The sequence below is a fragment of the Permianibacter aggregans genome, from assembly GCF_009756665.1.
Taxonomy (GTDB): domain Bacteria; phylum Pseudomonadota; class Gammaproteobacteria; order Enterobacterales; family Permianibacteraceae; genus Permianibacter; species Permianibacter aggregans.
This window is the reverse complement of the sequence record NZ_CP037953.1, coordinates 2,446,429-2,467,979: the sequence shown is the minus strand read 5'-3', so window position 1 is coordinate 2,467,979 and position 21,551 is coordinate 2,446,429. Positions and strand designations below refer to the sequence as shown.

The 21,551-nt window shown below is 53.0% G+C and carries 23 protein-coding genes; 13 read left to right on the top strand and 10 right to left on the bottom strand.

The genetic code is table 11. The features are described 5' to 3' along the window. Positions 1–52: 52 nt before the first annotated feature. Both E2H98_RS10870 and gpmI read right to left on the bottom strand, forming a co-directional pair. On the bottom strand, positions 53–1,201 hold the full coding sequence (locus E2H98_RS10870) for a murein hydrolase activator EnvC family protein (protein ID WP_157591349.1): 1,149 nt from the start codon (positions 1,199–1,201) through the stop codon (positions 53–55). Between the two features lie 119 nt (positions 1,202–1,320). Continuing rightward, positions 1,321–2,853, bottom strand: a complete 1,533-nt coding sequence (gene gpmI / locus E2H98_RS10865; protein ID WP_133589320.1) for a 2,3-bisphosphoglycerate-independent phosphoglycerate mutase — start codon at positions 2,851–2,853, stop codon at positions 1,321–1,323. Between the two features lie 184 nt (positions 2,854–3,037). Between gpmI and E2H98_RS10860 the strand changes: the two genes are divergently transcribed. From E2H98_RS10860 to E2H98_RS10830, 7 genes are all read left to right on the top strand, one after another. After that, on the top strand, positions 3,038–4,351 hold the full coding sequence (locus tag E2H98_RS10860; protein ID WP_157591348.1) for a hypothetical protein: 1,314 nt from the start codon (positions 3,038–3,040) through the stop codon (positions 4,349–4,351). 162 nt (positions 4,352–4,513) lie between these two features. Beyond that, on the top strand, positions 4,514–5,419 hold the full coding sequence (locus tag E2H98_RS10855) for an SPFH domain-containing protein (RefSeq protein WP_133589323.1): 906 nt from the start codon (positions 4,514–4,516) through the stop codon (positions 5,417–5,419). Then, complete coding sequence (locus E2H98_RS10850) at positions 5,416–5,853, top strand: NfeD family protein (protein WP_198325100.1); 438 nt, start codon at positions 5,416–5,418, stop codon at positions 5,851–5,853. Before E2H98_RS10855 ends, E2H98_RS10850 begins: the two co-directional genes overlap by 4 nt. A gap of 167 nt (positions 5,854–6,020) precedes the next feature. Next, on the top strand, positions 6,021–6,440 hold the full coding sequence (locus E2H98_RS10845; RefSeq protein WP_133589325.1) for a rhodanese-like domain-containing protein: 420 nt from the start codon (positions 6,021–6,023) through the stop codon (positions 6,438–6,440). Between the two features lie 12 nt (positions 6,441–6,452). Then, the gene (gene grxC, locus E2H98_RS10840; RefSeq protein WP_133589327.1) at positions 6,453–6,707 is read left to right on the top strand and encodes a glutaredoxin 3; all 255 of its coding nucleotides are present in this window, start codon (positions 6,453–6,455) and stop codon (positions 6,705–6,707) included. 36 nt (positions 6,708–6,743) lie between these two features. After that, on the top strand, positions 6,744–7,241 hold the full coding sequence (gene secB, locus E2H98_RS10835) for a protein-export chaperone SecB (RefSeq protein WP_133589329.1): 498 nt from the start codon (positions 6,744–6,746) through the stop codon (positions 7,239–7,241). A 17-nt stretch (positions 7,242–7,258) separates the two neighbouring features. Continuing rightward, positions 7,259–8,257 carry an NAD(P)H-dependent glycerol-3-phosphate dehydrogenase gene (locus E2H98_RS10830; protein ID WP_133589331.1) on the top strand — a complete coding sequence of 333 codons (999 nt, stop codon included), beginning with the start codon at positions 7,259–7,261 and terminating at the stop codon, positions 8,255–8,257. Between the two features lie 622 nt (positions 8,258–8,879). Here E2H98_RS10830 and E2H98_RS10825 read toward each other — a convergent pair. From E2H98_RS10825 to E2H98_RS10805, 5 genes are all read right to left on the bottom strand, one after another. Continuing rightward, positions 8,880–9,236, bottom strand: coding sequence for a hypothetical protein (locus tag E2H98_RS10825; protein WP_133589333.1), 357 nt, complete (start codon positions 9,234–9,236; stop codon positions 8,880–8,882). Next, on the bottom strand, positions 9,233–10,765 hold the full coding sequence (locus tag E2H98_RS10820; RefSeq protein WP_133589335.1) for a S41 family peptidase: 1,533 nt from the start codon (positions 10,763–10,765) through the stop codon (positions 9,233–9,235). Before E2H98_RS10820 ends, E2H98_RS10825 begins: the two co-directional genes overlap by 4 nt. A 207-nt stretch (positions 10,766–10,972) precedes the next feature. Further along, on the bottom strand, positions 10,973–11,686 hold the full coding sequence (locus tag E2H98_RS10815) for a LytR/AlgR family response regulator transcription factor (RefSeq protein ID WP_198325099.1): 714 nt from the start codon (positions 11,684–11,686) through the stop codon (positions 10,973–10,975). Beyond that, complete coding sequence (locus tag E2H98_RS10810) at positions 11,686–12,771, bottom strand: sensor histidine kinase (protein WP_133589339.1); 1,086 nt, start codon at positions 12,769–12,771, stop codon at positions 11,686–11,688. The genes E2H98_RS10815 and E2H98_RS10810 overlap by 1 nt, the downstream gene beginning before the upstream one ends. A gap of 12 nt (positions 12,772–12,783) precedes the next feature. Then, entirely contained in the window at positions 12,784–13,374 is a 591-nt protein-coding gene (locus E2H98_RS10805; protein ID WP_133589341.1) for a hypothetical protein, read from the bottom strand. A gap of 143 nt (positions 13,375–13,517) precedes the next feature. On the opposite strand from E2H98_RS10805, the gene dtd reads away from it, so the two are divergent. After that, positions 13,518–13,961 (top strand): D-aminoacyl-tRNA deacylase, encoded by a 444-nt coding sequence (gene dtd, locus E2H98_RS10800; RefSeq protein ID WP_133589343.1) that lies wholly within the window; start codon positions 13,518–13,520, stop codon positions 13,959–13,961. On the opposite strand, the gene E2H98_RS10795 is transcribed toward dtd, so the two are convergent. After that, positions 13,958–15,385, bottom strand: a complete 1,428-nt coding sequence (locus E2H98_RS10795) for an integron integrase (RefSeq protein ID WP_133589345.1) — start codon at positions 15,383–15,385, stop codon at positions 13,958–13,960. The genes dtd and E2H98_RS10795 overlap by 4 nt on opposite strands. Before the next feature lie 937 nt (positions 15,386–16,322). Between E2H98_RS10795 and E2H98_RS10790 the strand changes: the two genes are divergently transcribed. The 5 genes from E2H98_RS10790 (at position 16,323) to E2H98_RS10770 (ending at position 19,994) form a co-directional block, all read left to right on the top strand. Beyond that, positions 16,323–16,658, top strand: a complete 336-nt coding sequence (locus E2H98_RS10790) for an energy transducer TonB (protein ID WP_133589347.1) — start codon at positions 16,323–16,325, stop codon at positions 16,656–16,658. 928 nt (positions 16,659–17,586) lie between these two features. After that, positions 17,587–17,955 (top strand): hypothetical protein, encoded by a 369-nt coding sequence (locus tag E2H98_RS10785; protein WP_133589349.1) that lies wholly within the window; start codon positions 17,587–17,589, stop codon positions 17,953–17,955. A 203-nt stretch (positions 17,956–18,158) separates the two neighbouring features. Continuing rightward, positions 18,159–18,491 carry a ribonuclease E inhibitor RraB gene (locus tag E2H98_RS10780; protein WP_133589350.1) on the top strand — a complete coding sequence of 111 codons (333 nt, stop codon included), beginning with the start codon at positions 18,159–18,161 and terminating at the stop codon, positions 18,489–18,491. Between the two features lie 528 nt (positions 18,492–19,019). Next, positions 19,020–19,580 (top strand): hypothetical protein, encoded by a 561-nt coding sequence (locus tag E2H98_RS10775; protein WP_133589352.1) that lies wholly within the window; start codon positions 19,020–19,022, stop codon positions 19,578–19,580. Between the two features lie 129 nt (positions 19,581–19,709). Beyond that, complete coding sequence (locus E2H98_RS10770; protein WP_133589354.1) at positions 19,710–19,994, top strand: hypothetical protein; 285 nt, start codon at positions 19,710–19,712, stop codon at positions 19,992–19,994. A gap of 43 nt (positions 19,995–20,037) precedes the next feature. On the opposite strand, the gene E2H98_RS10765 is transcribed toward E2H98_RS10770, so the two are convergent. Both E2H98_RS10765 and E2H98_RS10760 read right to left on the bottom strand, forming a co-directional pair. Beyond that, on the bottom strand, positions 20,038–20,559 hold the full coding sequence (locus tag E2H98_RS10765) for a DUF1648 domain-containing protein (protein ID WP_133589356.1): 522 nt from the start codon (positions 20,557–20,559) through the stop codon (positions 20,038–20,040). Between the two features lie 38 nt (positions 20,560–20,597). Next, positions 20,598–21,503, bottom strand: coding sequence for a cation diffusion facilitator family transporter (locus tag E2H98_RS10760; RefSeq protein ID WP_133589358.1), 906 nt, complete (start codon positions 21,501–21,503; stop codon positions 20,598–20,600). Positions 21,504–21,551 lie beyond the last annotated feature (48 nt).

The following is a 21,551-nucleotide window of genomic DNA, read 5'->3' as shown; positions in this document are numbered from 1 at the left end:
GGAGAGGAAACGAACAGCGGCCCGCGCTCGTTTCGATTCAATATTGCGGGGCTCAACCACCCTTGGCGATCCACGGCCTCGGGTCAATGGCTTTGCCTTGATGACGTATCTCAAAGTATAGGCCGACATCGGTTTGACCGCCGGTGTTGCCAATTGTCGCAATCGGTTCGCCGGCTTCGACCCAGTCACCGACTTTTTTCAGCAGGCTCTGGTTATGACCGTACAAACTCATGTAATCGTCACCGTGGTCGACGATGGTCATCAAGCCAAAACCGCGCAGCCAGTCGGAAAACACAATACGACCGTGATAGATGGCACTGACTTCACCGCCTTCGCGGCCACCGATCAGCACGCCATTCCAACGCAAACGCCCTTCATGGCGGCTTTCACCATACTGATGCAACAGTTTGCCGTTGCTCGGCCAACTCAAGCGACCGCGTAGCTGCGGAAAGCCGGCGCCCTTTGGTAACGGAACCCGCTTCGCCGCCTTGCCGATTTGCTCCAGCAGTTGGCCGAGGGATTGTTCATCGGCTTGCAGGCTGGCAATTTTTTTATCGGTGCTGGCAATTTCCTGGGCCAGACGACGCACGGCATTGCGACGCTTCTGACTCAGGCTTTTCAGTTGCTGGCGCTCATCGCTGAGCTTTTGTTCGATGCTTTTCAGTTCCAGCAACTCAGCGGCAATGGTTTCGGCAATCGTGCTCAACGACTGCATCGCTTCGGCCAATTGCTGCAGCTCAACGGTGCGCGCTTTGTTCAAGTATTCGTAGTAAATCAGCGTCCGACCAAGCCGGCTTGGGTCTTGCTGATTCAGCAGCAGTTTCAGGTATTCCTGATCGCCAACGGTGAACGCCGCGCGCATTTGTTTGGCCAGCGTTTTCAGCGCTTTGTCGCGCTGTTGTTCGTAGCGCTGTTTTTCATCGTCGAGATTATTCAGCCGGTGTTTTGCTTCGCGCTGTTTTTGCTGAGTGGCATCAAGCGCTTTGCTGACTTCGCCAATACGTGACTCGGCCTCGGCCAGTTCCTGACGTGCCGCGCTTTCTTTTTTGCGCTTAGTGGTTTGTTCTTTTTGCAGCTCGCTGATCTGCTCGCGCAAGGCTTTCAGTTGTGCCTCGGTGGCGGCCTTGTCGGCAGCGATCGTCGGTAGCGCAAACGCCAGCAACGCGCTCAGCATCAGCACCGGCCAATTCAGTGTTTTCATTATGCTTGTCACTGTCATGCGCTATACGACGTTCGCAGGCTTTCCGGATTGCCGGTCAGTGTACTGAAATTCCCCGCGACGAGAATGGGCAATAACACCGATTCCCGTCTGAATCAGACTCACTTGACCCGGAAAATCGGCCGCCCCGTCATCTCTTTCGGCACTGGCATGCCGATCAGATGCAGCAGCGTTGGGGCGATATCGGACAACACACCATCCTGCACCGCCACGTCGGCGTTGCGGCCAATATAGAGCAGCGGCACCGCTTCGGTGGTGTGCTGGGTGTGCGGCTGATTGACGTCATGATCGTGCATCTGTTCGGCATTGCCGTGATCGGCCGTGATCAGCGCTTCGCCGCCGACTTTTTCCAGCGCGGTGGCAATGCGGCCAAGACAAACATCCAAGGTTTCAATCGCTTTGACCGCCGCCTCGAATACACCGGTGTGGCCAACCATGTCGGCGTTGGCGTAGTTGCAGATGATGACGTCGTAACGTTGGTTTTCGATGGCATCGACCATTTTGTCAGTCACTTCAGCGGCGCTCATTTCCGGCTGCAGATCATAGGTCGCGACCGATGGCGAGTTGACCATGATGCGCTGTTCGCCGTTGAAAGTTTGCTCGACGCCACCGTTGAAGAAAAACGTTACGTGTGCGTATTTTTCCGTTTCGGCAATGCGCAACTGGGTTTTGCCGTGGTCCTGCAACCACTGGCCAAGCGTGTTGTTCAGGCTGGTCGGTGCGAAGGCGACCGGCGCCGGAATATCGGCGGCATACTGCGTCAGCTGCACGAAATACAGCGGCGCAATTTTGTTGCGGGCAAAGCCGTCAAACTGGTCGTCGACGAAAGCACGGCTGATTTGCCGGGCTCTGTCCGCGCGGAAATTCATGAACAGCAGCGCATCACCGGCTTCAATCGACACCGGCTCACCAATGCGCGTGGCTTTGACGAATTCGTCGTTTTCGCCGCGGGCGTAAGCTTGCTGCAATCCTTCGACGGCGCTGTCGGCAGTAAATTCGGCTTTGCCGGTCGTCAGCAATTCGTAAGCAGCCTGCACCCGATCCCAGCGCTTGTCACGATCCATCGCAAAGTAACGACCGATGATGCTGGCAACGCGCGCCTGCGGGTATTGCGCGCATAATTTTTCGGCGGCTTGCAGCGAGCCTTCGGCGCTACGTGGGGGCGTGTCGCGACCATCCAGAAACGCGTGCAAGTAGACCGCTTTGGCACCGCGCTTGACGGCCATCTCAACCGCTGCGAATAAATGTTCTTCATGACTGTGCACACCACCGGCCGACAATAGGCCCATGATGTGCACGACGCCGCGGTGCTTGTTGGCATTATCGATAGCCGTGGTGAACGCCGGGTTATCGACGAATTCGCCGTCGCGAATCGCTTTTGAAATGCGGGTCAGCTCCTGATAGACAATGCGGCCGGCACCGAGATTGATATGGCCGACTTCGGAGTTGCCAAACTGACCCGCCGGCAAACCGACATCTTCGCCCGAACCGGAAATCAGCGTATGCGGGTAGCGCGCCCAGAGCCGGTCCCAATTCGGGGTGTTGGCGGCTAAAATGGCGTTGTCTTGTGGATTTTCGCGATACCCCCAGCCATCCAGCACAATCAGAACCATCGGTTTTGGCGCCACACTCATACGTCGGTATACCTTTCAGCAGATATGAAAATGCCGACTATTGTACTGAAAGAAGTGGTGCAAACCGATTTTTCACCCATGATTCACGATAGAATCTCAGCATATGCGTACCGAATTCACGTCGTAACGAAGAGGTCTGCCCATGAAGCTCCATATCCTGGGGATAGTGTGTGCCGCAACAGCCATGACGGCGTCTGCGGATTATCTGGCCGGACTGGACGCCTACAACAGCAAGGATTTTGCCAAAGCCAAACAGGAATTTTTGCTGGCCGCCGAACTCGGTGATGCCAAAGCCCAGCGCGTACTCTCAACGATGTACGCCAAAGGCGAAGGCGGTCCGATGAACGCCATTGATGCCTATGCCTGGGCTGCGGTCGCGGCGCTGGAAGACACCGATGTCGCCGCCAAGATCCGCGACACCATCGGCGCCCAGTTACCGCCGGGCATCAAAGCGCAGGCCGAAAAGCGTGCGACCGAACTGATGGGCATGTATAGCCGGCCCGGCCTCGAAAACCGCATGCTGCCGCAGCTGAACAGCAACGAACCGACCATCTATGATCTGCAGTACGCCGAAGCGATGCTGAAATCCGGCGTTGCCGTCGACTACCCAACCCGGGCCAGAGAAAAAGGCGACCAAGGCGTACTTTGCGCTTCGTTCTACCTTGATGCTGATGGCAAGCCGATTGCCCCGGCTGCATTCGAGCCTTGGGCGAAACCATCGGTACTGGCCGGGTCGACGGAAAAGCAGCTGGAGAGTTGGCGTTTTCAGGCCGGTAAACCCGGTGTTCGCTACGCCTACTGCCTCGACTTCCTGATTGAAGATGACAAGACCTGGGCGGATTTCAACGCTGTTGAAAAACAATTGCAAAGCGCCGCCGGCAACCGCAATGCGCTGGTAGCACTGGCCAAGCAGCTGTCGGCAGCCGCCGTTTCGCCACGAGGCCGGGTCGATCCAAAATATGCGACCCAGGCCTGGCGTGATGCAGCCATGCTTGGTGATGTTCAGGCCGCCTATGAAACCGGTTCCCGGTTATTGCGCGGCGATGGTTGCCGGCGCGATCGAGTCAAGGGCTTGCGCTGGATGGATCATGCCGCGCGAGCCGGCTCGGCCGATGCCAAGGCCTATTTAGCGCTGCGCTTGCAGGCCGACGACGAGCTGAAACTGGACCCGGCAAAACAGCAACAGTACCTGAGCGATGCCGCCGCCTCCGGTCATGCCGAAGCCCTGCTCCATCAGGCCACGCAGCAACTGAAAAGCAAAGACCCGAACCGTTGGGCCGAAGCCGTTGCCAGCCTGGCCCGGCTCAGCGAACGCCTGAGCATTTCGGTCTGGGATTGGCGTGCCTACGGACTGGCGCTGATCGGCGAGTTTGAAGAGGCTGCCGAGCTGGCCGAAGACGCGCTGGAATTCGCTCAGCAATACAACCTCGAGCAAAGCCATCGACAACAGGCCTTCATCGCGCTGCAGGAAAATCGGCTGCCTCCTGCACCGAAATAAACTCACTCATAAATAGACATCATTTTTTACAGCGCCAGTGTAAATCTGGCGCTAATTTATTGTGGCGGGCAAAAATCCCGCGCATTCCCGGTCCAGCAGTGGCTGGCCGGGCAAAAACAATAACGACCATCATGCGATGGTCAGGCACAGGAGTGGTTAAAAATGGAAATGGTGGTATTGGGGTTGGTGCTGTTTGCGATTGTGCTGGTGTTTTCCGGCGTCAAATCGGTGCGGCAGGGTTTTGAGTACACCGTTGAGCGCTTCGGCAAATACGTGCGCACGCTGTCGCCGGGCCTGCATTTCATTACGCCATTTATCGAGCGGGTTGGCGCCAAGGTCAACATGATGGAACAGGTGCTCGATATTCCCGAGCAGCAGGTGATTTCCAAAGACAACGCCACGGTCACCATCGACGCCGTCTGCTTTTATCAGGTGATCAGCGCCTCACACGCGACCTATGAAATCCGCCACCTTGAACACGCGATGCAGAACCTGGTGATGACCAACCTGCGTACCGTACTCGGCGGCATGGATCTGGACGAAATGCTGTCGAAGCGCGACCAGATCAACGCCCATATCCTGGCCATCGTCGATGCCGCAACCAATCCCTGGGGCGTCAAGATCACCCGTATCGAAGTGCGCGATATCGCGCCACCGGCTGATTTGCAGGAAGCCATGGCCCGGCAGATGAAAGCCGAGCGGATCAAGCGCGCCCAGATTCTGGAAGCCGAAGGTCTGCGTCAGGCGGAAATCCTGAAGGCAGAAGGCTTGAAGCAGTCGCAGATTCTGGCTGCCGAAGGCGAAAAGGAAGCCGCGTTTCGCCAGGCCGAAGCGCGCGAGCGCTTGGCCGAAGCCGAAGCCAACGCCACCCGCGTGGTGTCCGAAGCCATCGGCCAGGGCGATACCCGCGCGATCAATTACTTCGTCGCGCAGAAATACATTGATGCGCTGGGCCAGATCGCCAGCGCCCCGAACGAGAAGCTGGTGCTGATGCCGCTGGAAGCCGGCAACGTCATCGGCGCCCTCGGCGGCATCACCGATCTGCTGAAACAGGCGCAGGTGAAATGATGGAAAACTGGAGCATCGCCTACTGGCACTGGCTGGCCGCCGGTCTGGTGCTGATTGCGCTGGAAATGCTGGTACCCGGCTTTTATCTGCTGTTCCTTGGCATTGCCGCGCTCGGCACTGGTGTCGTGGTCTGGTTGCTGCCGTTGTCCGCGCTCTGGCAATTTAGCCTGTTTGCGTTGCTGTCGATCATCACCGTTGTACTCGGCCGGCGCTGGTACAGCCGCCAGAATGCCGATACCAGCAGCGGCCTGAACCGGCGCAGCGCGCAGCTGGTCGGCCGCAAGGTGGTGCTGGCAGAAGCCATCGTCAACGGCCGTGGCAAGGTCAATATCGACGACACACTATGGACCGCCCGAGGCGATGATCTGCCGGCCGGGCAGAAAGTCGAGATCGTCGGTGTCAGCGGTACTGAAGTCGAGGTTCGGGCGTTATAGCCCGGCCTCAAAGGCCGTTTTGCGGTTGTTTCCGCCAAGACGACAACCATCCAGTCGCAAACGGAAAGCCGGGCCAAAGCCCGGCTTTTTCTTCACTGTCGCCGGCCAGCCGCTTCTGTATAATCGGCGCTCTTTTTCAGGCCCCTGCCTCTTTTCTCAGTTGATTTATGAATATTGCGGTTGAACTCTTCCAAACCTCCCCCATGTTAACGATGGCCTGGGTCGTGTTGCTGTTTCTGACTCTGGCTGCCTTTTTGAGCAGTGGTGCCGGCAAGGCCATCGCCGCTCAGCAGTTGACCAATCTCGTTAATCGCGAAGATGGCGTCGTGCTGGATATCCGCCCGGCTGCCGAGTTCAACAAAGGTCATATTGTCGGTGCGCTGAATATCCCGCTGAGCAAGCTGGCCGAAGCCGACAAGGATCTGGAACGGCTCAAAAACCGTCCGGTCGTTGTCGTCTGCGCCCAGGGCATGACTGCCGTCAATGCCTGCAAGCTGCTGAAGCAAAAAGGGTTTGAGAAAGTGTTCCGCCTGAATAGCGGCATGCAAGGTTGGCAGGCGGATAATTTGCCGGTCACCAAGAAATAAGAGGATTGTGTCATGGCCCGAGTCGAAGTGTTCACCACGCTGGTTTGTCCGTACTGCGTACGCGCCAAACAGCTGCTCGACAGTCTCGGCGCCAGCTACGAAGAAATTCGCATCGACCAAGACGATGCGAAACGGCAGGAAATGATGAGCCGCAGCGGCCGTCGTACCGTGCCGCAAATTTTCATCAACGGCGAGTCGATTGGCGGCTGTGATGATTTATATGATCTGCACCGCGCAGGTCAGTTACAACCAAAGCTTTCCGCCTGAGACGGAAAGCCATTTAATAAAGACAGAGGAATAACCATGGCTGAAGAAACCAACACCGAGGCGCAGGCACCACAGGCCGGATTCAACCTGATTCGCGTCTACACCAAGGACATTTCGTTTGAAGCGCCGAATACTCCAGAAGTGTTTCAGAAAGCCTTTGAACCGAACTACAACGTGCAGCTGAACAGCAAAGCCCGCAAACTGGACGGCGACGTCTACGAAGTCGTGTTGACCATCAATGTCGAATGCAAATCCGGTGAGCAAGTCGCGTTCATCGCCGAAGTGCAACAAGCCGGCCTGATGAACATCAGCGGTCTGGAAGGCATGCAACTGCGTCACGCGCTGAGCGCGTTCTGCCCGAACATCCTGTTCCCGTATGCCCGTCAGGAAGTGGCTGCCATTGTTGGCAGCGGCGGCTTCCCGGCCCTGCACCTGAACCCGGTCAATTTCGATCAACTGTTCGCGATGCAGCTGCAAAAAGAAGCCGAGCAACGCGGCAGCGCCGAAGGCGACAGCAACGCCACCGTTCAGTAATCATTGAGCGAAGCTAAGTGCCCCAGACTCCGATTTCCGTACTCGGCGCCGGCTCCTGGGGCACCGCTCTCGCGCTCCATTTGGCGCGCAATGACAACGAGGTCCGACTCTGGGGCCGCGATGTCACGACGATGCAAACGATGCAGTCGTCACGACAAAACCAGCGCTATCTTCCCGGCATTATTTTCCCCGATAACCTGACCGCCACTGCCACACTGGCGCAAGCGCTTGATGGCGTGCGTGATGTGTTAATCGCGGTGCCAAGTCATGCCTTTCGCGAAACGCTGCGAGCGATAAAACCCTACACAAGCAGTTCGTTGCGCCTGATTTGGGCGACCAAAGGTTTCGAACACGGCGCGCAAGCGCTGCTTTCGCAAGTCGTTGAAGATGAATTCAGCAGCGCATTGCCGAACGCCATTCTCTCCGGCCCAAGCTTCGCCAAAGAATTGGCTGCCGGTTTACCCACCGCGATCACGCTGGCCTCGACCTTTATCGAGTTCCGTCAGGACATGGTCGGGCGCTTTCACAACGACAAATTCCGCGTTTACCAAAGCGATGACATCATCGGCGTGCAAGTCGGCGGTGCGGTGAAAAATATTCTCGCTGTCGGCGCTGGCATTTGTGACGGTTTGGGTTTCGGTGCCAATGCCCGCACCGCCTTGATCACTCGCGGCCTGGCAGAAATGATGCGGCTTGGCGTTGCCATGGGCGGCAAAGCCGAGACCTTCTACGGCATGGCAGGGCTCGGCGATTTGATCCTGACCTGCACCGACAATCAATCACGCAATCGTCGTTTCGGTTTGGGTTTGGGTGCAGGCAAAACACCGGAACAAACACAGAAAGAAATCGGCCAGGTCGTCGAAGCGGCCAGCAACGTTGCCGAAGTCTGGCAACTGGCCAAGCGCTACCAAATCGATATGCCGATCACCGAACAGATTTATCGAATTTTGCACGATCATGTTGCACCGGCCGTGGCCGCGAAAGAATTGTTGAATCGCTCCTCGAAGTTTGAATAGGTTTTCTGATTTTTCTAACCAGAATCGCATAAATGCTGCTCCCAATGTTGACGGGTCGAACCGACCGAAGATAGGTATGTAGTAGGTCCGAATTCATTCGGACATATTTCTGAAGAAATAATGAGAGATTTGTGCGAATGAATTCGCAGCTACATCAATGCACGACAGACTCCTGGATTTGATCCAGACTCAATGCGAAGCTGGTTAGTATCTTACTAGAAGCCATCTCAAAAATAGTCTGGGCGAAGGCGAAGTGTGTGAAGAGGAACGGAGGAACCGGAGTTTACAAGTCGTAAATGAGGATTGTTCGCCACATCCATGTGGCTCACCCTTCGGGCTACGCGAAAATCCGCTCCTGGCGGATTTTTCCGAGCACCGCATTCGCGCAGATCACCGAGCTCCAGGCATTTTTGAGATGGTTTCTAATCCCATCTCACCCCGCCCGACTAGCCGACAGAGCGGCTGGCGCTGCGCCGGAATCACCGTCTTTTTCCTTGCTCGCTCTTTGAAAGAGCGGGGATCTAAGATCCCTTCGCTGACGAAGGGAAAAGCACGTAATAGATCCCTCCCCTGGCAAGGGGAGGGTGGGATCATTTTTTTGGCGAGAATGCAGAACCAGTAGCTATTGCTGATCCAGCGCCTTGCAAGAGCAATCCTTCAAAACCTGCTGTGCCTCAGTCCGCGGATGCTGCACAACACACTGTCCGTCCGTTTTCCGCAGCCACAACATCTCCGGCCGACCACGCACCCGACCGTCAATTTGCAATGCTGCTTGCGGTTCCAGCAACAGCGTATCGCGCTCAGCAAAAATGCTGTGCCCGAGCGTGACCGGTTGACCGGTCACGCGTTCGGCAAATTGTTGTATCAACTGCACACAAGCTTGCGATGGCGCATTCAATTTTGCCGGTTCACTCTGTGTTGGCGTGTGCGCGCAAGCAGCAAGCCCGACAAGTGCACACGACAGCATCGCCGTTCTCATCGACCAGCCTCCGGCAACACAAACCGATTGCTGCGCACCGGCTCATGGACAACAGCGCCTTGCTGCTCGACGCTCAACTTTTGTTGGCCAGTAGTCGCCGGACAACTACCATTGGCACGTCGATAAAGCGCGGCCGCGAGCATACCTTCGCTGGTGTCGCCAAGCGCTTTGCTGAAATCATCCGCTGCCGCACATTGCGCTGAAAAACCATCCGCGTAATCACCGAAACCTTTGAAGTTGATGCCTTTGAATTCAATCGGGAAATAGGAAATACCGCAGTTGTCCTTGGCAGTAAAACCATAGGGTTTGCCGCAAGTCGTTGCGCCAATACGAATCACTTGGACATCAATACCTTCCAAACCATTGATGATCGCTTCACTGGCCGAACAGGTTGATTTCGAGGTCAGCACAAATACCCGGCCCAGATTCAAATTCGGCAGCGACTGATTGCCCGTGCACTGAAACTGGCTGTTGATGATGCAACTGGTGTTATAGAACGGTGTCGGTGCCTGATTATTGTCGGCAACGCGCTTGTCGTTGTATTGCAGCTTCTCAAAGTACTTGCCACTGGTGCGCGTCGGGCCGGCAATCATGTAAGCCACTTCCGAAGCCAGGAACAGATAACCACCACCGTTGTAACGCAAATCCAGAATCAAATCGCTGATGCCGGCATTGCTGAACTGCGTGAAGCTATCGATCAGCGGCTGTTCGGCACTGGCGATATGATCATTGAACACCATGTAACCCACTTTCTGGCCGTTGATGTCCAAGGTATTGCTGATCAACACCGGCTGCTTGACTACTTCGCTAGCGCCAAAAAATGCCGTCACTTGCGAACCGTTACGATCGAATACAAAGCTGCGACCATTGCCATTGCTTGGCGAGAAAATCTGGTTCAGGGTATCGAGCTCGCTTTGCACATTGGTGTCGGCGGAAACGCCATCGAAACTGACCAAGGTGTCACCGCGTTGCAGGCCTTGCTGTGCTGCCGGGGAATTCGGTTCGACGTAGGCAACACGGATGCCGCGTGGCGGCGTCGATGAAGCCAGATACCATTCAATACCAAAACTCAACGAGGTACCGGACTGGCTCAATTCGCGCCACTGCTTGGTCGAATAAATAAAACTGAATTCATCTTTCAATTTACCGGAAGTCGTGCGCGCCGGCGTCAACAACGCATTGAAATAATTTTGCAGCGAACCGAACACATCGGCCTCGTTGGAATAGGCGGCTAGCGAAGCATTGACGCTAGGCATCTCGTTGTACCAAAGGTAGGCGCCATTGACATAGTTCTGCACCCAGGATTTTTCATCGGCCAACGTGCCGACCGTAGTGGGCGCCACGGCATCAACCCGGAACGGGTTATTGGCTGAACATTTCTGGGCGACCGGTGGCGGCGTGCCGCCGGAGTTTGGCGGAACTACAGTGCTGGAACCGCCGCCTCCACCGCCACCACAGGCACTCAGCAATACCAATGAAATCAGCGTCGCCGAAAAGCGACTCGCCACGACAACCATCTGGGACGACATCGACAGCTCTCTCCTATCGTTTACGCAACTCGCCGGGACTTAAGTTTTGGTCCAGTATTTCGGCGAAAAAATCCACCGCGAAGTATATTTCGCGCACGCAGCGTAATCGGAAGGGCGGTAGCGAACAAGGAACAAACGCTGATATTTGCGCTTTGTTGCGATTGGCTACAAAGGGATACATTGCGCCAGCGTACAAACTGCCGCTGATTACATCTGCCGGAACAGGTGATGGTAACTGGAGCTGACCGGAAGCCGCTCATCCAGACCTTTCAGCACAATCGTCATACCGCCGTCGCCATCACGCAGTACGCGTTCGATATGACGAGCGTTGACGATGGCACTGCGATGAATCTGCCAGAACAATTCCGCATCGAGGCGCTGCACCAGCTCTTTGATCGGGGTGCGAATATAGGCTTCTGCCTGCGCCGTGCGGACTTTCGTGTACTTGGCATCGGAACGGAAATAGATCACTTCATCGACCGGAATCACCTGAATCGAATGCGCGGTTGACGCATGAATCCAGCGCAGCATTTGTGCCGGCTCGACCGATCTTTCGACCAGCTCCGGGGCGCGCTGCTTGGCCTGCAAACGCTCAATGGTTTTGCTCAGGCGCGCGGCTTCCACCGGCTTCAACAAATAATCGACGGCGCCTTTTTCAAAGGCCTCAATCGCGTACTCATCGTAGGCGGTAACAAAAACTATCTGTGTGCTGTCCGGAAAATGTTCCGCCAATTCCATGCCGCTCAAGCCCGGCATCCGGATATCCAGAAAAGCCACGTCCGGTGTTTCGTTTTTCAAGCACTCCAAGACCTTGTAGCCATCTTCTGCTTCCGTTAGCAATGCATCCGGCAATAACTTCAGCAGCAGATTTTTCAATTGCGCCCTAAGCAAAGGTTCGTCATCGGCAATCAGGATATTCATCAGCCATGTCCATTGGTTTTTGGCAAGCGCAGCGTAGCGGTAACACCACCCGCCTCATTGCCCTGCAACGTCAACTCGGCGCTGTCGCCGTAAAGTCGCTGCAGTCGTTCGCGGATATTGCGTAATCCTACACCATTACCATTGGCATTCGGTTGCAGACCGGCGCCGGTGTCGGTAACCGTCAACACGATTTGTTGTGGTGTGCATTCGGCGCGGACCCGAATTTCCACCGGCCCACTTTTGCGTTCTACACCATGCTTGACGGCATTCTCGACCAGTGAAATCAGCATCATCGGCGGCATGCGCCAATCGCCATAAGTGCCACTCGCCTCCACCCGAAACTGGAAGCGGGCACCAAAACGCATGGCAATCAACGCCAGATAGTTGCGCACCAGCTCCAGCTCTTGCCCAAGCTCGCTCATTTGATTGCGAAAACTCGGCAAGCTGGCCCGTAGATAAGCAACCAAATGCTCCAGCATTTTTCGCGCTGTGGCGCTGTCGTGTTCGATCAGGTGCATCAGATTGGCGAGCGTATTGAACAGAAAATGCGGCTCGACCTGCGCCTGCAACGCTTTCAACTCGGCCAGTAATACCGCTCGCTCCAATTCCTTTTTCTCTTCTTCACGCTGTCGCGTGGCGAAGCGACGCTGCAACTGCAAGCCTGTCCATACTGCCGACCAGGAAAGCAGTAACGGCAAGCTCAGTGCGATCAGAAATGCCTGCCAATCGACCAGCAGTAACGACACCGAGGGTAACGCCCAACGATAGAATAGCAAGGTAGCCATAGCAGCGTTAACACCGGCAAGCAGCAATAACAACAGCAAAAAGAGTCGAACAGAATTGACCTGAAAGGCGTAGCGCTTTGCCCATGCCAGCAGCAGATAGTTGGGCCACAAGGCGATCATCAGGCAGCCAAAAGCAATGGCCGCCATATCCTGTTCACTTAACCAGGCAACCAGCAAAAATAATAAGCAGGTCACGCCCGCGAACAGAATTTCCCTACCGCTGAACCCACGCAAATACGTGCAACTCAAGCCACGGGCATTGCTCATTTCCGGCTCAGCAGAATTCACTTTAGTCAGCATGCAGGCACTCGCTCACAACGTTGGTTCGGTGCGAAAACTGTAATCACTGTCTTCCGGCGAGCCATCACTGGTCGGCTGCTGATTCTCAACAATGCGGAAACTCAATTGATCCATCCAGGTTTGGCCATTACCGGCTTGCAATAAACCAAAGCTGATCACCACTGCTTCTTTCGGCACATTCAGGATCACCGGGTATTCCAGCCAATCGGCATCGCCGCGCAAGGGCCGGGCCTGCATATTGTCGAGCGCCAGGATTTCCTGTTCCGGCCCATCGATACGCATCCACAATCCGCTCCAGCCTTCCACATCTTCAGTCTTGACCTGCGCCGCAAAGCGCACCTGACGACCGCGATAATTATCGGCCAGAATCGTCTGGGTAATCATCGCGACGCTGTGCTGACCGGTATCGCCACTGCCGGGATAACGAATCGTTTTGGCACCACGACCGGATAGCTGAGTAACCAGATCAAGCCCGACTTCGTAGTCCGCCGTGTTGGCGCCGGCCTTGAACCAGCCTTCCGACAACGGCGCCAACGGCTGCCGTGACCACAATGCCAAGGCAACAGACAGCGCCATGGCCAGAATCAACACCAGCAAACGCATGCCATTCCTCTTTCCTGTTCGCTGCTTACAAGCTCCGCTATCATGCGGTATTCCATGCATCGAAAACGGTGCGGCGAGACAAGCCTCGCGGTCATGCGATAAGCGCCGCCGAACGACTGATTAACGGGAATCCATACGACACGATGATCGCATTACTGCAACGAGTAAATCACGCCAGCGTCACGGTGGCCGGAGAATGTATTGGCAAAGTCGACACCGGTTTGCTGGTGTTTCTCTGCGCCGAACCACAAGACAACGAAGCCGTCGCCGATCGACTGCTGGAACGGGTGCTGAACTACCGCATCTTTTCGGATGAACAAGGCAAAATGAATCGCTCGGTGCGCGATATCGATGGCGGCGTATTGCTGGTGCCGCAATTCACGCTGGCAGCCGACACTCGCAAAGGCAACCGGCCCGGATTTTCCACCGCTGCTGCCCCCGCCTTCGGCGAGCAAATGTTCCGCTACGCCTGGCAACAATTGCAGGCATTGCACCCCAACGTCGCCAGTGGCCAGTTTGGCGCCGACATGAAAGTGGCGCTGGAGAATGATGGGCCGGCGACGTTCTGGTTACAGCAGAACGGTTAGGTAAATGCTGCGCTTAAACCGTAAACCGCCGCCGCTTCTTTGACGTGTTTTGCCCCCAGCAACCGATCCAAGGGACTCGCCACCCCACGACCGCCTTTATTCAGCACATGCGTGTAAATCATCGTGGTTGCCACGTTAGCGTGCCCCAACAACTCCTGCACGGTTCGAATGTCATGGCCGGCCTCCAGTAAATGCGTAGCAAAGCAATGTCGCAACGTATGCGGACTGACACGTTTGGAGATCTGTGCAGCCGTGCTCGCGTTTTTGATAGCACGCTGTAAACCCGTTTCATGCAGGTGATGCCGCCGGACATGTTTGCTGCGTGGATCAGTACTCAGTGCTGCGCTCGGGAATATGTACTGCCATCGCCAGTCGTATGCAGCTTTGGGGTGTTTTCGCGCCAAGGCGCTGGGCAAAAACACATCGCCACCACCATTGCGCAGATCCTGCTCGTGTAGCGCTTTAGTCTGCGCCAATTGCTGTTGCAACCTCGGCACCAAACTTTGGGGCAACGGAACCACTCGATCTTTCTTGCCTTTTCCATCGCGAACCGTGATTTGCTGGTAAGCAAAATCGACATCCTGAACCCGTAATCGGATAGCCTCCATCAACCGCATACCAGTTCCGTAAAGCAAACTACCCAGCAAATGATTCACGCCGCGCAATTGCGTCAGCAGCCTCATTACCTCATCTTGCGACAACACTACCGGCAAACGCTGTGGACGATTACTGCGCGAAAACTGCAGATGCTCTGGGTCGCGCTTGAGAATGTGACGCCAGTAATAAACGATAGCGTTCAACACCAATGCCTGAGTGCTGCTCGATACATGCTGCCGTACCGCCAAAAATGTCAGGTAGCGTGAGACATCATCCGCACCGATAGACTCACCAACTTTGTCGCAGAACCGGAAAAATTTGCGCAGCCAAAGAATGTACGACTGCTCTGTACGAATTGCATAATCGCCTGCTCTCAGTACCAGCTTGAGTTTCTCTATCTCCTGCCTGATCAACTCGGGTGCCAAATGCGAAACAACCGGCTCAGGTATCAACGAGTCAGCAATCGGGTCATTCTCCCGTGCGACAGTAGGGTGCTCCTTGGGCAATGCTTCAGCCTGTGCGATCCAGGCACGCCAGTCAAAACCACGCTCCAATTGCGGATTGGTCAATTTGAACAAATGGCGGATAGCCCAGATACGTTGCTTAAACTGCCACGAAAGTAGTCGCAATCCAGCAAGGAAGTGAAAATAGGAATTAATGTCATCGGCGCCATGCAGGCGCAATTTCTTGTCTGTATTTAGTGATAGGTAGTGCTCACTGACCTTGACATAGTGACGGCGCTGATGCGCCCGCACACCATAACGGTCCAACTGCGCTAAATATTTGTCCCAAAAGCGTTTTTCCGCTTCACTAACCTGCCGCTCCATGGCGCTTCCTTCATTCAGCTCAGAGTTCTTCTGGGACGTTTATACAAATATTATACAGACGTCTAGATAACAATATATATTATCCTGCCGTCCGTCTAATAAACTGTTAGGGCCACGAAATTTAAAAGGAACTGACGGTGCCAAGGCGGTAATACGGAATATTTTTTCTTCGGCACTTTCTCAATTTTGATACATCCCGCTTCTTCAATAGTTCGTTCAATCCAAACCGATCATCAAAGTTAGCTGGGTGCTGGTACGATGCGTTTACTGCATGCATTGCAGCAATCTCGCAGAGTATATCTAGTCCGGTTCAGAGCAAACCTCAACCGCATTGCCCGAAACCCAAAAGTAACAAACTTAAATCAAAAAATACCATTAACCGGCCATGCGGCTTTCAAGCCACTGCCCTAACAATTGGGTCAGCCCGACCGCCGGCCAGTGCTTGCTTTTGCGTGGCGCTTCGCGCATTCTCACACAAAATCAACCACCAGCCAGCGGCCGGCTACCCCGGCGTTAGGGCCACGAAATTTAAAAGGAACTGACGGTGCCAAGGCGGTAATACGGAATATTTTTTCTTCGGCACTTTCTCAATTTTGATACATCCCGCTTCTTCAATAGCTTGTTCAATCCAAACCGATCATCAAAGTTAGCTGGGTGCTGGTACGATGCGTTTACTGCATGCATTGCAGCAATCTCGCAGAGTATATCTAGTCCGGTTCAGAGCAAACCTCAACCGCATTGCCCGAAACCCAAAAGTAACAAACTTAAATCTAAAAATACCATTAACCGGCCATGCGGCTTTCAAGGCACAGCCCTAACAAGTGGGTCAGCCCGACCGCCGGCCAGTGCTTGCTTTTGTGTGGCGCTTCGCGCATTCTCACACAAAATCAATCCCCGGCCAGCGGCCGGCTACCCCAAGCGTTATGAGCCAAAATAATTGAAAGCCAGCTCACCATTTGTTGCAGCTTTGATAGCCCTCTTTTCTGCATTGTCGGCAGCGGATGAATGCACGAATAAAAACCTAAGCATTCTGGCCTCAACCCCACCTCAGTACCCTGCAAAAGCTTGCGGGCAAGAAGGCTGGGTTAAAATTAGGATACTCGTGGCCCCAAATGGTCACGCGCACAAAGTAAGTGTTGTTGAGTCAAAACCAGAAGGTGTTTTTGATTTAGCGGCAATTACCGCAGCGGAAAGCTGGAAGTTTAACTCACACACAGAAACAAACCGTTGTGGTGAGTATGTGCTTGTATTTGAACTTGATAAAAGCTCATAACAACTGGGTCAGCCTGACCACTGGCCAGTGCTTGCTTTTGTGTGGCGCTTCGCGCATTCTCACACAAAATCAATCACCGGCCAGCGGCCGGCTACCCAGGCGTTAGGGCCACGAAATTTAAAAGGAACTGACGGTGCCAAGGCGGTAATACGGAATATTTTTTCTTCGGCACTTTCTCAATTTTGATACATCCCGCTTCTTCAATAGTTCGTTCAATCCAAACCGATCATCAAAGTTAGCTGGGTGCTGGTACGATGCGTTTACTGCATGCATTGCAGCAATCTCGCAGAGTATATCTAGTCCGGTTCAGAGCAAACCTCAACCGCATTGCCCGAAACCCAAAAGTAACAAACTTAAATCAAAAAATACCATTAACCGGCCATGCGGCTTTCAAGCCACTGCCCTAACAATTGGGTCAGCCCGACCGCCGGCCAGTGCTTGCTTTTGCGTGGCGCTTCGCGCATTCTCACACAAAATCAACCACCAGCCAGCGGCCGGCTACCCCGGCGTTAGGCCACATCAAAACATGGTTCACGAAATTTATATGTTCATAGTAGCGAGCATCTTTAAGTCAACATTCTTGATGCTCATGGTTTTTCCCGTTATCACTAGAGAAGCACAGAAGAATAACAAATCTATTTTCAAAACCCTTTTTGCTTCGCTACTAACTTTTGGTGCAATTAACTTTCTCATACCGGTGAGCTCAGCAGTATATTCCGTGGCTCTTGTTATCTTCGGTTTGGTAATAGCTTACTTTGCAGGAATGGCAGTTGCCGGAGCGTACCCAGCTCGAGAAGAGGATGGCTCCGCCAGTTAACGTTCTCAGCCTGACCACTGGCCAGTGCTTGCTTTTGTGCGGCGCTTCGCGCATATTCGCACAAAATCAATCACCGACCAGCGGCCGGCTACCCAGGCGTTAGGTATAAAAATGAAAAAGCACTTAATGATTTTAGTGGCAGTCTTAATTAGCTCTGAGGCTTTAGCCGATACTGAAACAGAAGCTAAGAAACAGTTTTTTGAGTCCTCCCTCCTACTTGAGCCAATCATTGAAAAATGTAGCGAGAAATTTGGACAAGAGTATCAAAGTACTTACGCAAGATGGGCCAACAACAATATTACCTACATCATGGAAGGTCTAGAGCTTTTAAAAAGTGAGCTCGGAGATGACCTCTCTGAAAGTGATCTAACAGAAATATATCAACCACAAATTAACGAAATAATAGAAAATCTAGAAAAAGAAAACATTGACTCTCTGAAGGAAAAATGTGACTCAGCATTATTAATGCTCAGCCAATAGTTACGGCGCACTTGAAGAGTGCTAGCCAAACTATTAGAAGACCTAAAAACTTAACCCAACCAACAAAGCACTCGGACTCAAAGTCTCCCTAACAAGCGGGTCAGCCTGACCACTGGCCAGTGCTTGCTTTTGTGCGGCGCTACGCGCATATTCGCACAAAATCAACCCCGGCTTGGCGGCCGGCTACCTAGGCGTTAAATTTAATGAAAGAACAATACAAACAACAAATTGAACTCGACAAATCAACGCTGAGGTCGTTAGCTGAGAAAGGCGATGACGATCAGGTAGTTAGATTAATTGATCACACATTTACATCTGATGATGAACAAAAATTGATCTCTCTTTCTGAATTGCTGCTTTTAATGGATTTTTCTAATCTCATAATTGATAAGCATCATTCAGGCTATTTTTTAAAATGCACAAGTATCGACTGCACTGACTTTCATAACATTACAAAAACATCGATTCTGCTCAATGCAATTAGCGAGGAATATTCGGTTCATTACGATGGTTGGGGTTGTGATGTATCAAATTAAATGTAACAACCAGGTCAGCCGGGACCGCCAAACCGTGCTTGCTTTTGTGCGGCGCTTCGCGCATATTCGCACAACGCAATCACTTTTCAGGTTGCCAATTAGCTTGGCGTTATAAACATTAAATGAATACAAAAAACCACCTCGCATTCATAGCGGCGCTACTTGCTAACTCGGCACTCGCGGCTAGTACAGAAAATGTGTGGGAGGGTTTCAGCAACTTCGGAGCCACATATGGCTCCGTTCTGCTAGTTGAGAATGACTCCAGAGGTTTATTTTCCTACTCACTTGGCTCGAATCACAACTGTGATTTCGTCTTTCCATTTGCCGCAGAAAACGTAAAAAATGTAAATGGCATCACGTCAATCACGGTGTCACGGGGCTCATTCACGCAGTCGTTTATCTATGCTGAGCGCACAGGGCCCTTAATAGTTGGGTTATCTATTTTAGCTAAAGCAGAAGACCACCCAGTATTAGTGGAGTCCTTTGAACTTACCAAAGCCGCAAGTGCACCAAGGGAAGTTGGCTTTTATGAGTTTTCAAAAAAATGTTTGTAACAAAGCGGTCAGCCGCGACCACCAAACCGTGCTTGCTTTTGTGCGGCGCTGCGCGCATATTCGCACAAAATCAACCCCCGGCCAGCGGCCGGCTACCCCAAGCGTTAAGCTACAAATGCGGTTCATTTTATTCTTATGCCTAGCACTTTCAGCATGTGCAACGACATACACAGAACCAGATTCTGAGCTTTTATCAAAACTCAATCCTTCACACGATGAAATTTTGTTAGTAGTGAAAGTAAAGAGCGTGAAATATACGGGGCTTTATCCTTCTACAAACTGCAAATCTGATGCCTGTATTCCCGTCCATTTTTGGTACGTTTATGAAGCTGAGGTATTGGAACGCCTCAATACAAATTTAGAAAATAAAAATATAAGTTTTGCTAACCTTCAGCACGCCGAGTATATAGACGATGTTACACGTGTGTGGTATGTGCAACTTAAAGATATTTCTGGCACACGTCTAAGCCAAGACTTAGGCGTCTCCTATCGTTTAACTGATCATGCCTCCCCTTATTTTAAAAAATCAAAATAGGCTTAACAATCGGGTCAGCCTGACCACTGGCCAGTGTTTGCTTTTGTGCGGCGCTTCGCGCATTCTTACACAAAATCAATCAGCGGCCGGTTAGCTGAGCGTTAAAAGAAAAAAATTCATGGAGCAAATATGCGTGTTTGGGAAACCGTGATTTTTCTTGCCCTAGGCGTTTTGAATTTTGTTGATTTTTACCAAGACGAAGAAGTTAGCCGAGCGGTAATCGCAACAGGCTTTACCCTTGTTGCCGTAACAGTAATTTTCTCAGCGGCACCACCACTGAAGTTCAGTGAAAAATTTACCCTTAAGTCGCTTTTCTCCAGCACAGAAGAAAAGCCATGGGTTAACCTTCTCAGCTTTATCAGTTTAGTCCTCTTAGTGGCCGGTTACTATGGCCAACTTTCTGAAAGCTTCTAGCACAGCGCTCAGCCCGAGCATAAACTTGCTACCATGAAAAGCATCAAATACTCGAAGAGTTGTCTGGAGCAGAGAATTCCCGGTGTAGTTGCTTTAACCATACGACTATCGCAAAGATAAATAGCGCGACGGTTATCAGCAGCAATCTTCCGTGCAGAGTTGGTGTTTTACCTTGGTTGGCGACAACGAGGTTGTAATGCATTCCGCTACAGAACGCGATGATGATGCAGGCCATCCACCAGCCGAAACGAATGATTGTTCGTTGCGTTTCGGCCTGCCGGTCGGGGTGTAGCCAATAGTCCTTGTTCGGCAAATTGATCAGGTAGCTGGGTAGTCGATTGCTCAAACTCAGCAACATGACAAGGAGCGCGGGAGTTATTACGCTGATTAGCGCTTGTACCAGCCAATACTGGTGATGGGAAAGCCAGCGATCCGGTTCATTAGCGGTATTGAAATGTGTCGCGAATGGGTCGGGCAGGTTCTCCAACGTCAAAGCGATCAGTGTGGCATGGACAACCAGGAGTACCCCGTACAGGAATTTGGGTATTGACCATGAGTTAAGCATCGACACTGACCTCTTCGGCTTTTACTACATCTGAACAGTTAGTCTGCGATATCGGGCTCGAAGAATAGCCACATGACCTGGGGAAAGGCCTGCTTGAATTGCCTTTCAATGTCATTGATATTGGCGATCAATTGCTGCTCGCTGCCTTGTGGTTTTAATCTCGCTTTAATCGCGACCATGACATCGCTGCCGAGTTGCAGGCTCAGCAAGTTATAGATTTGTTCGACCGCTGGATGTTGCTGTAGCACAGCCAGCATTTTGGCTTTCTCGCGCTCTTCTACGCCCTGGCCAATCAGCATGGCTTTGACTTCGATACCAATAAGTATGGCGATAATAATCAGCAATACGCCGATGCCGATGCTGCCGAGCGCATCCCACATGGGATTGCCGGTGACCCAGGCCAGCGTTACGGCGACGAACGCGAGCACCAAGCCCAGTAACGCGGCAAGATCTTCACCAAAGATAACGACCAATTCACTATTGCGAGATTGCCGGAACCATTGCCACAGTGATCGATCGCCGCGGGATTTGTTGACTTCGACCAGGCAACCCCACATCGAGAATGCTTCAGCGATGATGCCGAACGCGAGCACGCCGAGAGCCAGTAGTGGATAACTCAACGGTTCTGGTTCATGGAGTTTGTGCCAGCCTTCGTAAATGGAGAACAAACCACCGATGCTGAACAACATCAAGGCGACGATGAACGACCAGAAATAGGTTTCTTTACCGTAGCCAAGCGGGTAGTCCGGACTGGGCGGCCGTTTGGCCTGTTTAAGGCCAAGTAGCAGTAATAACTGGTTGCCACAATCGGCGGTTGAGTGCACCGCTTCAGCGAGCATCGAGCCGGAGGAGGTGATGAATGCCGCGACGTATTTGCTGATGGCGATGGCGCCGTTGGCAGCCAGTGCGTAGAGGATGGCTTTGGTGGGATTTGCGCCGGCCATGATGTTTCCTTTTTGATTTTGTTGTTGAGAGATTTAACCACCCCCAGC

What these genes read in the sequence shown, in the direction of transcription:
- E2H98_RS10845 (WP_133589325.1), top strand. Translation starts at nt 6,021, where the DNA reads ATGAATATTGCGGTTGAACTCTTCCAAACCTCCCCCATGTTAACGATG.
- E2H98_RS10825 (WP_133589333.1), bottom strand. Translation starts at nt 9,236, where the DNA reads ATGAGAACGGCGATGCTGTCGTGTGCACTTGTCGGGCTTGCTGCTTGC.
- E2H98_RS10805 (WP_133589341.1), bottom strand. Translation starts at nt 13,374, where the DNA reads ATGCGTTTGCTGGTGTTGATTCTGGCCATGGCGCTGTCTGTTGCCTTG.
- gpmI (WP_133589320.1), bottom strand. Translation starts at nt 2,853, where the DNA reads ATGAGTGTGGCGCCAAAACCGATGGTTCTGATTGTGCTGGATGGCTGG.
- E2H98_RS10765 (WP_133589356.1), bottom strand. Translation starts at nt 20,559, where the DNA reads ATGCTTAACTCATGGTCAATACCCAAATTCCTGTACGGGGTACTCCTG.
- E2H98_RS10775 (WP_133589352.1), top strand. Translation starts at nt 19,020, where the DNA reads ATGAGTTTTCAAAAAAATGTTTGTAACAAAGCGGTCAGCCGCGACCAC.
- E2H98_RS10870 (WP_157591349.1), bottom strand. Translation starts at nt 1,201, where the DNA reads ATGAAAACACTGAATTGGCCGGTGCTGATGCTGAGCGCGTTGCTGGCG.
- E2H98_RS10785 (WP_133589349.1), top strand. Translation starts at nt 17,587, where the DNA reads ATGAAAAAGCACTTAATGATTTTAGTGGCAGTCTTAATTAGCTCTGAG.
- E2H98_RS10815 (WP_198325099.1), bottom strand. Translation starts at nt 11,686, where the DNA reads ATGAATATCCTGATTGCCGATGACGAACCTTTGCTTAGGGCGCAATTG.
- E2H98_RS10780 (WP_133589350.1), top strand. Translation starts at nt 18,159, where the DNA reads ATGAAAGAACAATACAAACAACAAATTGAACTCGACAAATCAACGCTG.
- E2H98_RS10860 (WP_157591348.1), top strand. Translation starts at nt 3,038, where the DNA reads ATGACGGCGTCTGCGGATTATCTGGCCGGACTGGACGCCTACAACAGC.
- dtd (WP_133589343.1), top strand. Translation starts at nt 13,518, where the DNA reads ATGATCGCATTACTGCAACGAGTAAATCACGCCAGCGTCACGGTGGCC.
- E2H98_RS10850 (WP_198325100.1), top strand. Translation starts at nt 5,416, where the DNA reads ATGATGGAAAACTGGAGCATCGCCTACTGGCACTGGCTGGCCGCCGGT.
- E2H98_RS10810 (WP_133589339.1), bottom strand. Translation starts at nt 12,771, where the DNA reads ATGCTGACTAAAGTGAATTCTGCTGAGCCGGAAATGAGCAATGCCCGT.
- E2H98_RS10855 (WP_133589323.1), top strand. Translation starts at nt 4,514, where the DNA reads ATGGAAATGGTGGTATTGGGGTTGGTGCTGTTTGCGATTGTGCTGGTG.
- E2H98_RS10820 (WP_133589335.1), bottom strand. Translation starts at nt 10,765, where the DNA reads ATGTCGTCCCAGATGGTTGTCGTGGCGAGTCGCTTTTCGGCGACGCTG.
- E2H98_RS10770 (WP_133589354.1), top strand. Translation starts at nt 19,710, where the DNA reads ATGCGTGTTTGGGAAACCGTGATTTTTCTTGCCCTAGGCGTTTTGAAT.
- E2H98_RS10760 (WP_133589358.1), bottom strand. Translation starts at nt 21,503, where the DNA reads ATGGCCGGCGCAAATCCCACCAAAGCCATCCTCTACGCACTGGCTGCC.
- grxC (WP_133589327.1), top strand. Translation starts at nt 6,453, where the DNA reads ATGGCCCGAGTCGAAGTGTTCACCACGCTGGTTTGTCCGTACTGCGTA.
- E2H98_RS10795 (WP_133589345.1), bottom strand. Translation starts at nt 15,385, where the DNA reads ATGGAGCGGCAGGTTAGTGAAGCGGAAAAACGCTTTTGGGACAAATAT.
- secB (WP_133589329.1), top strand. Translation starts at nt 6,744, where the DNA reads ATGGCTGAAGAAACCAACACCGAGGCGCAGGCACCACAGGCCGGATTC.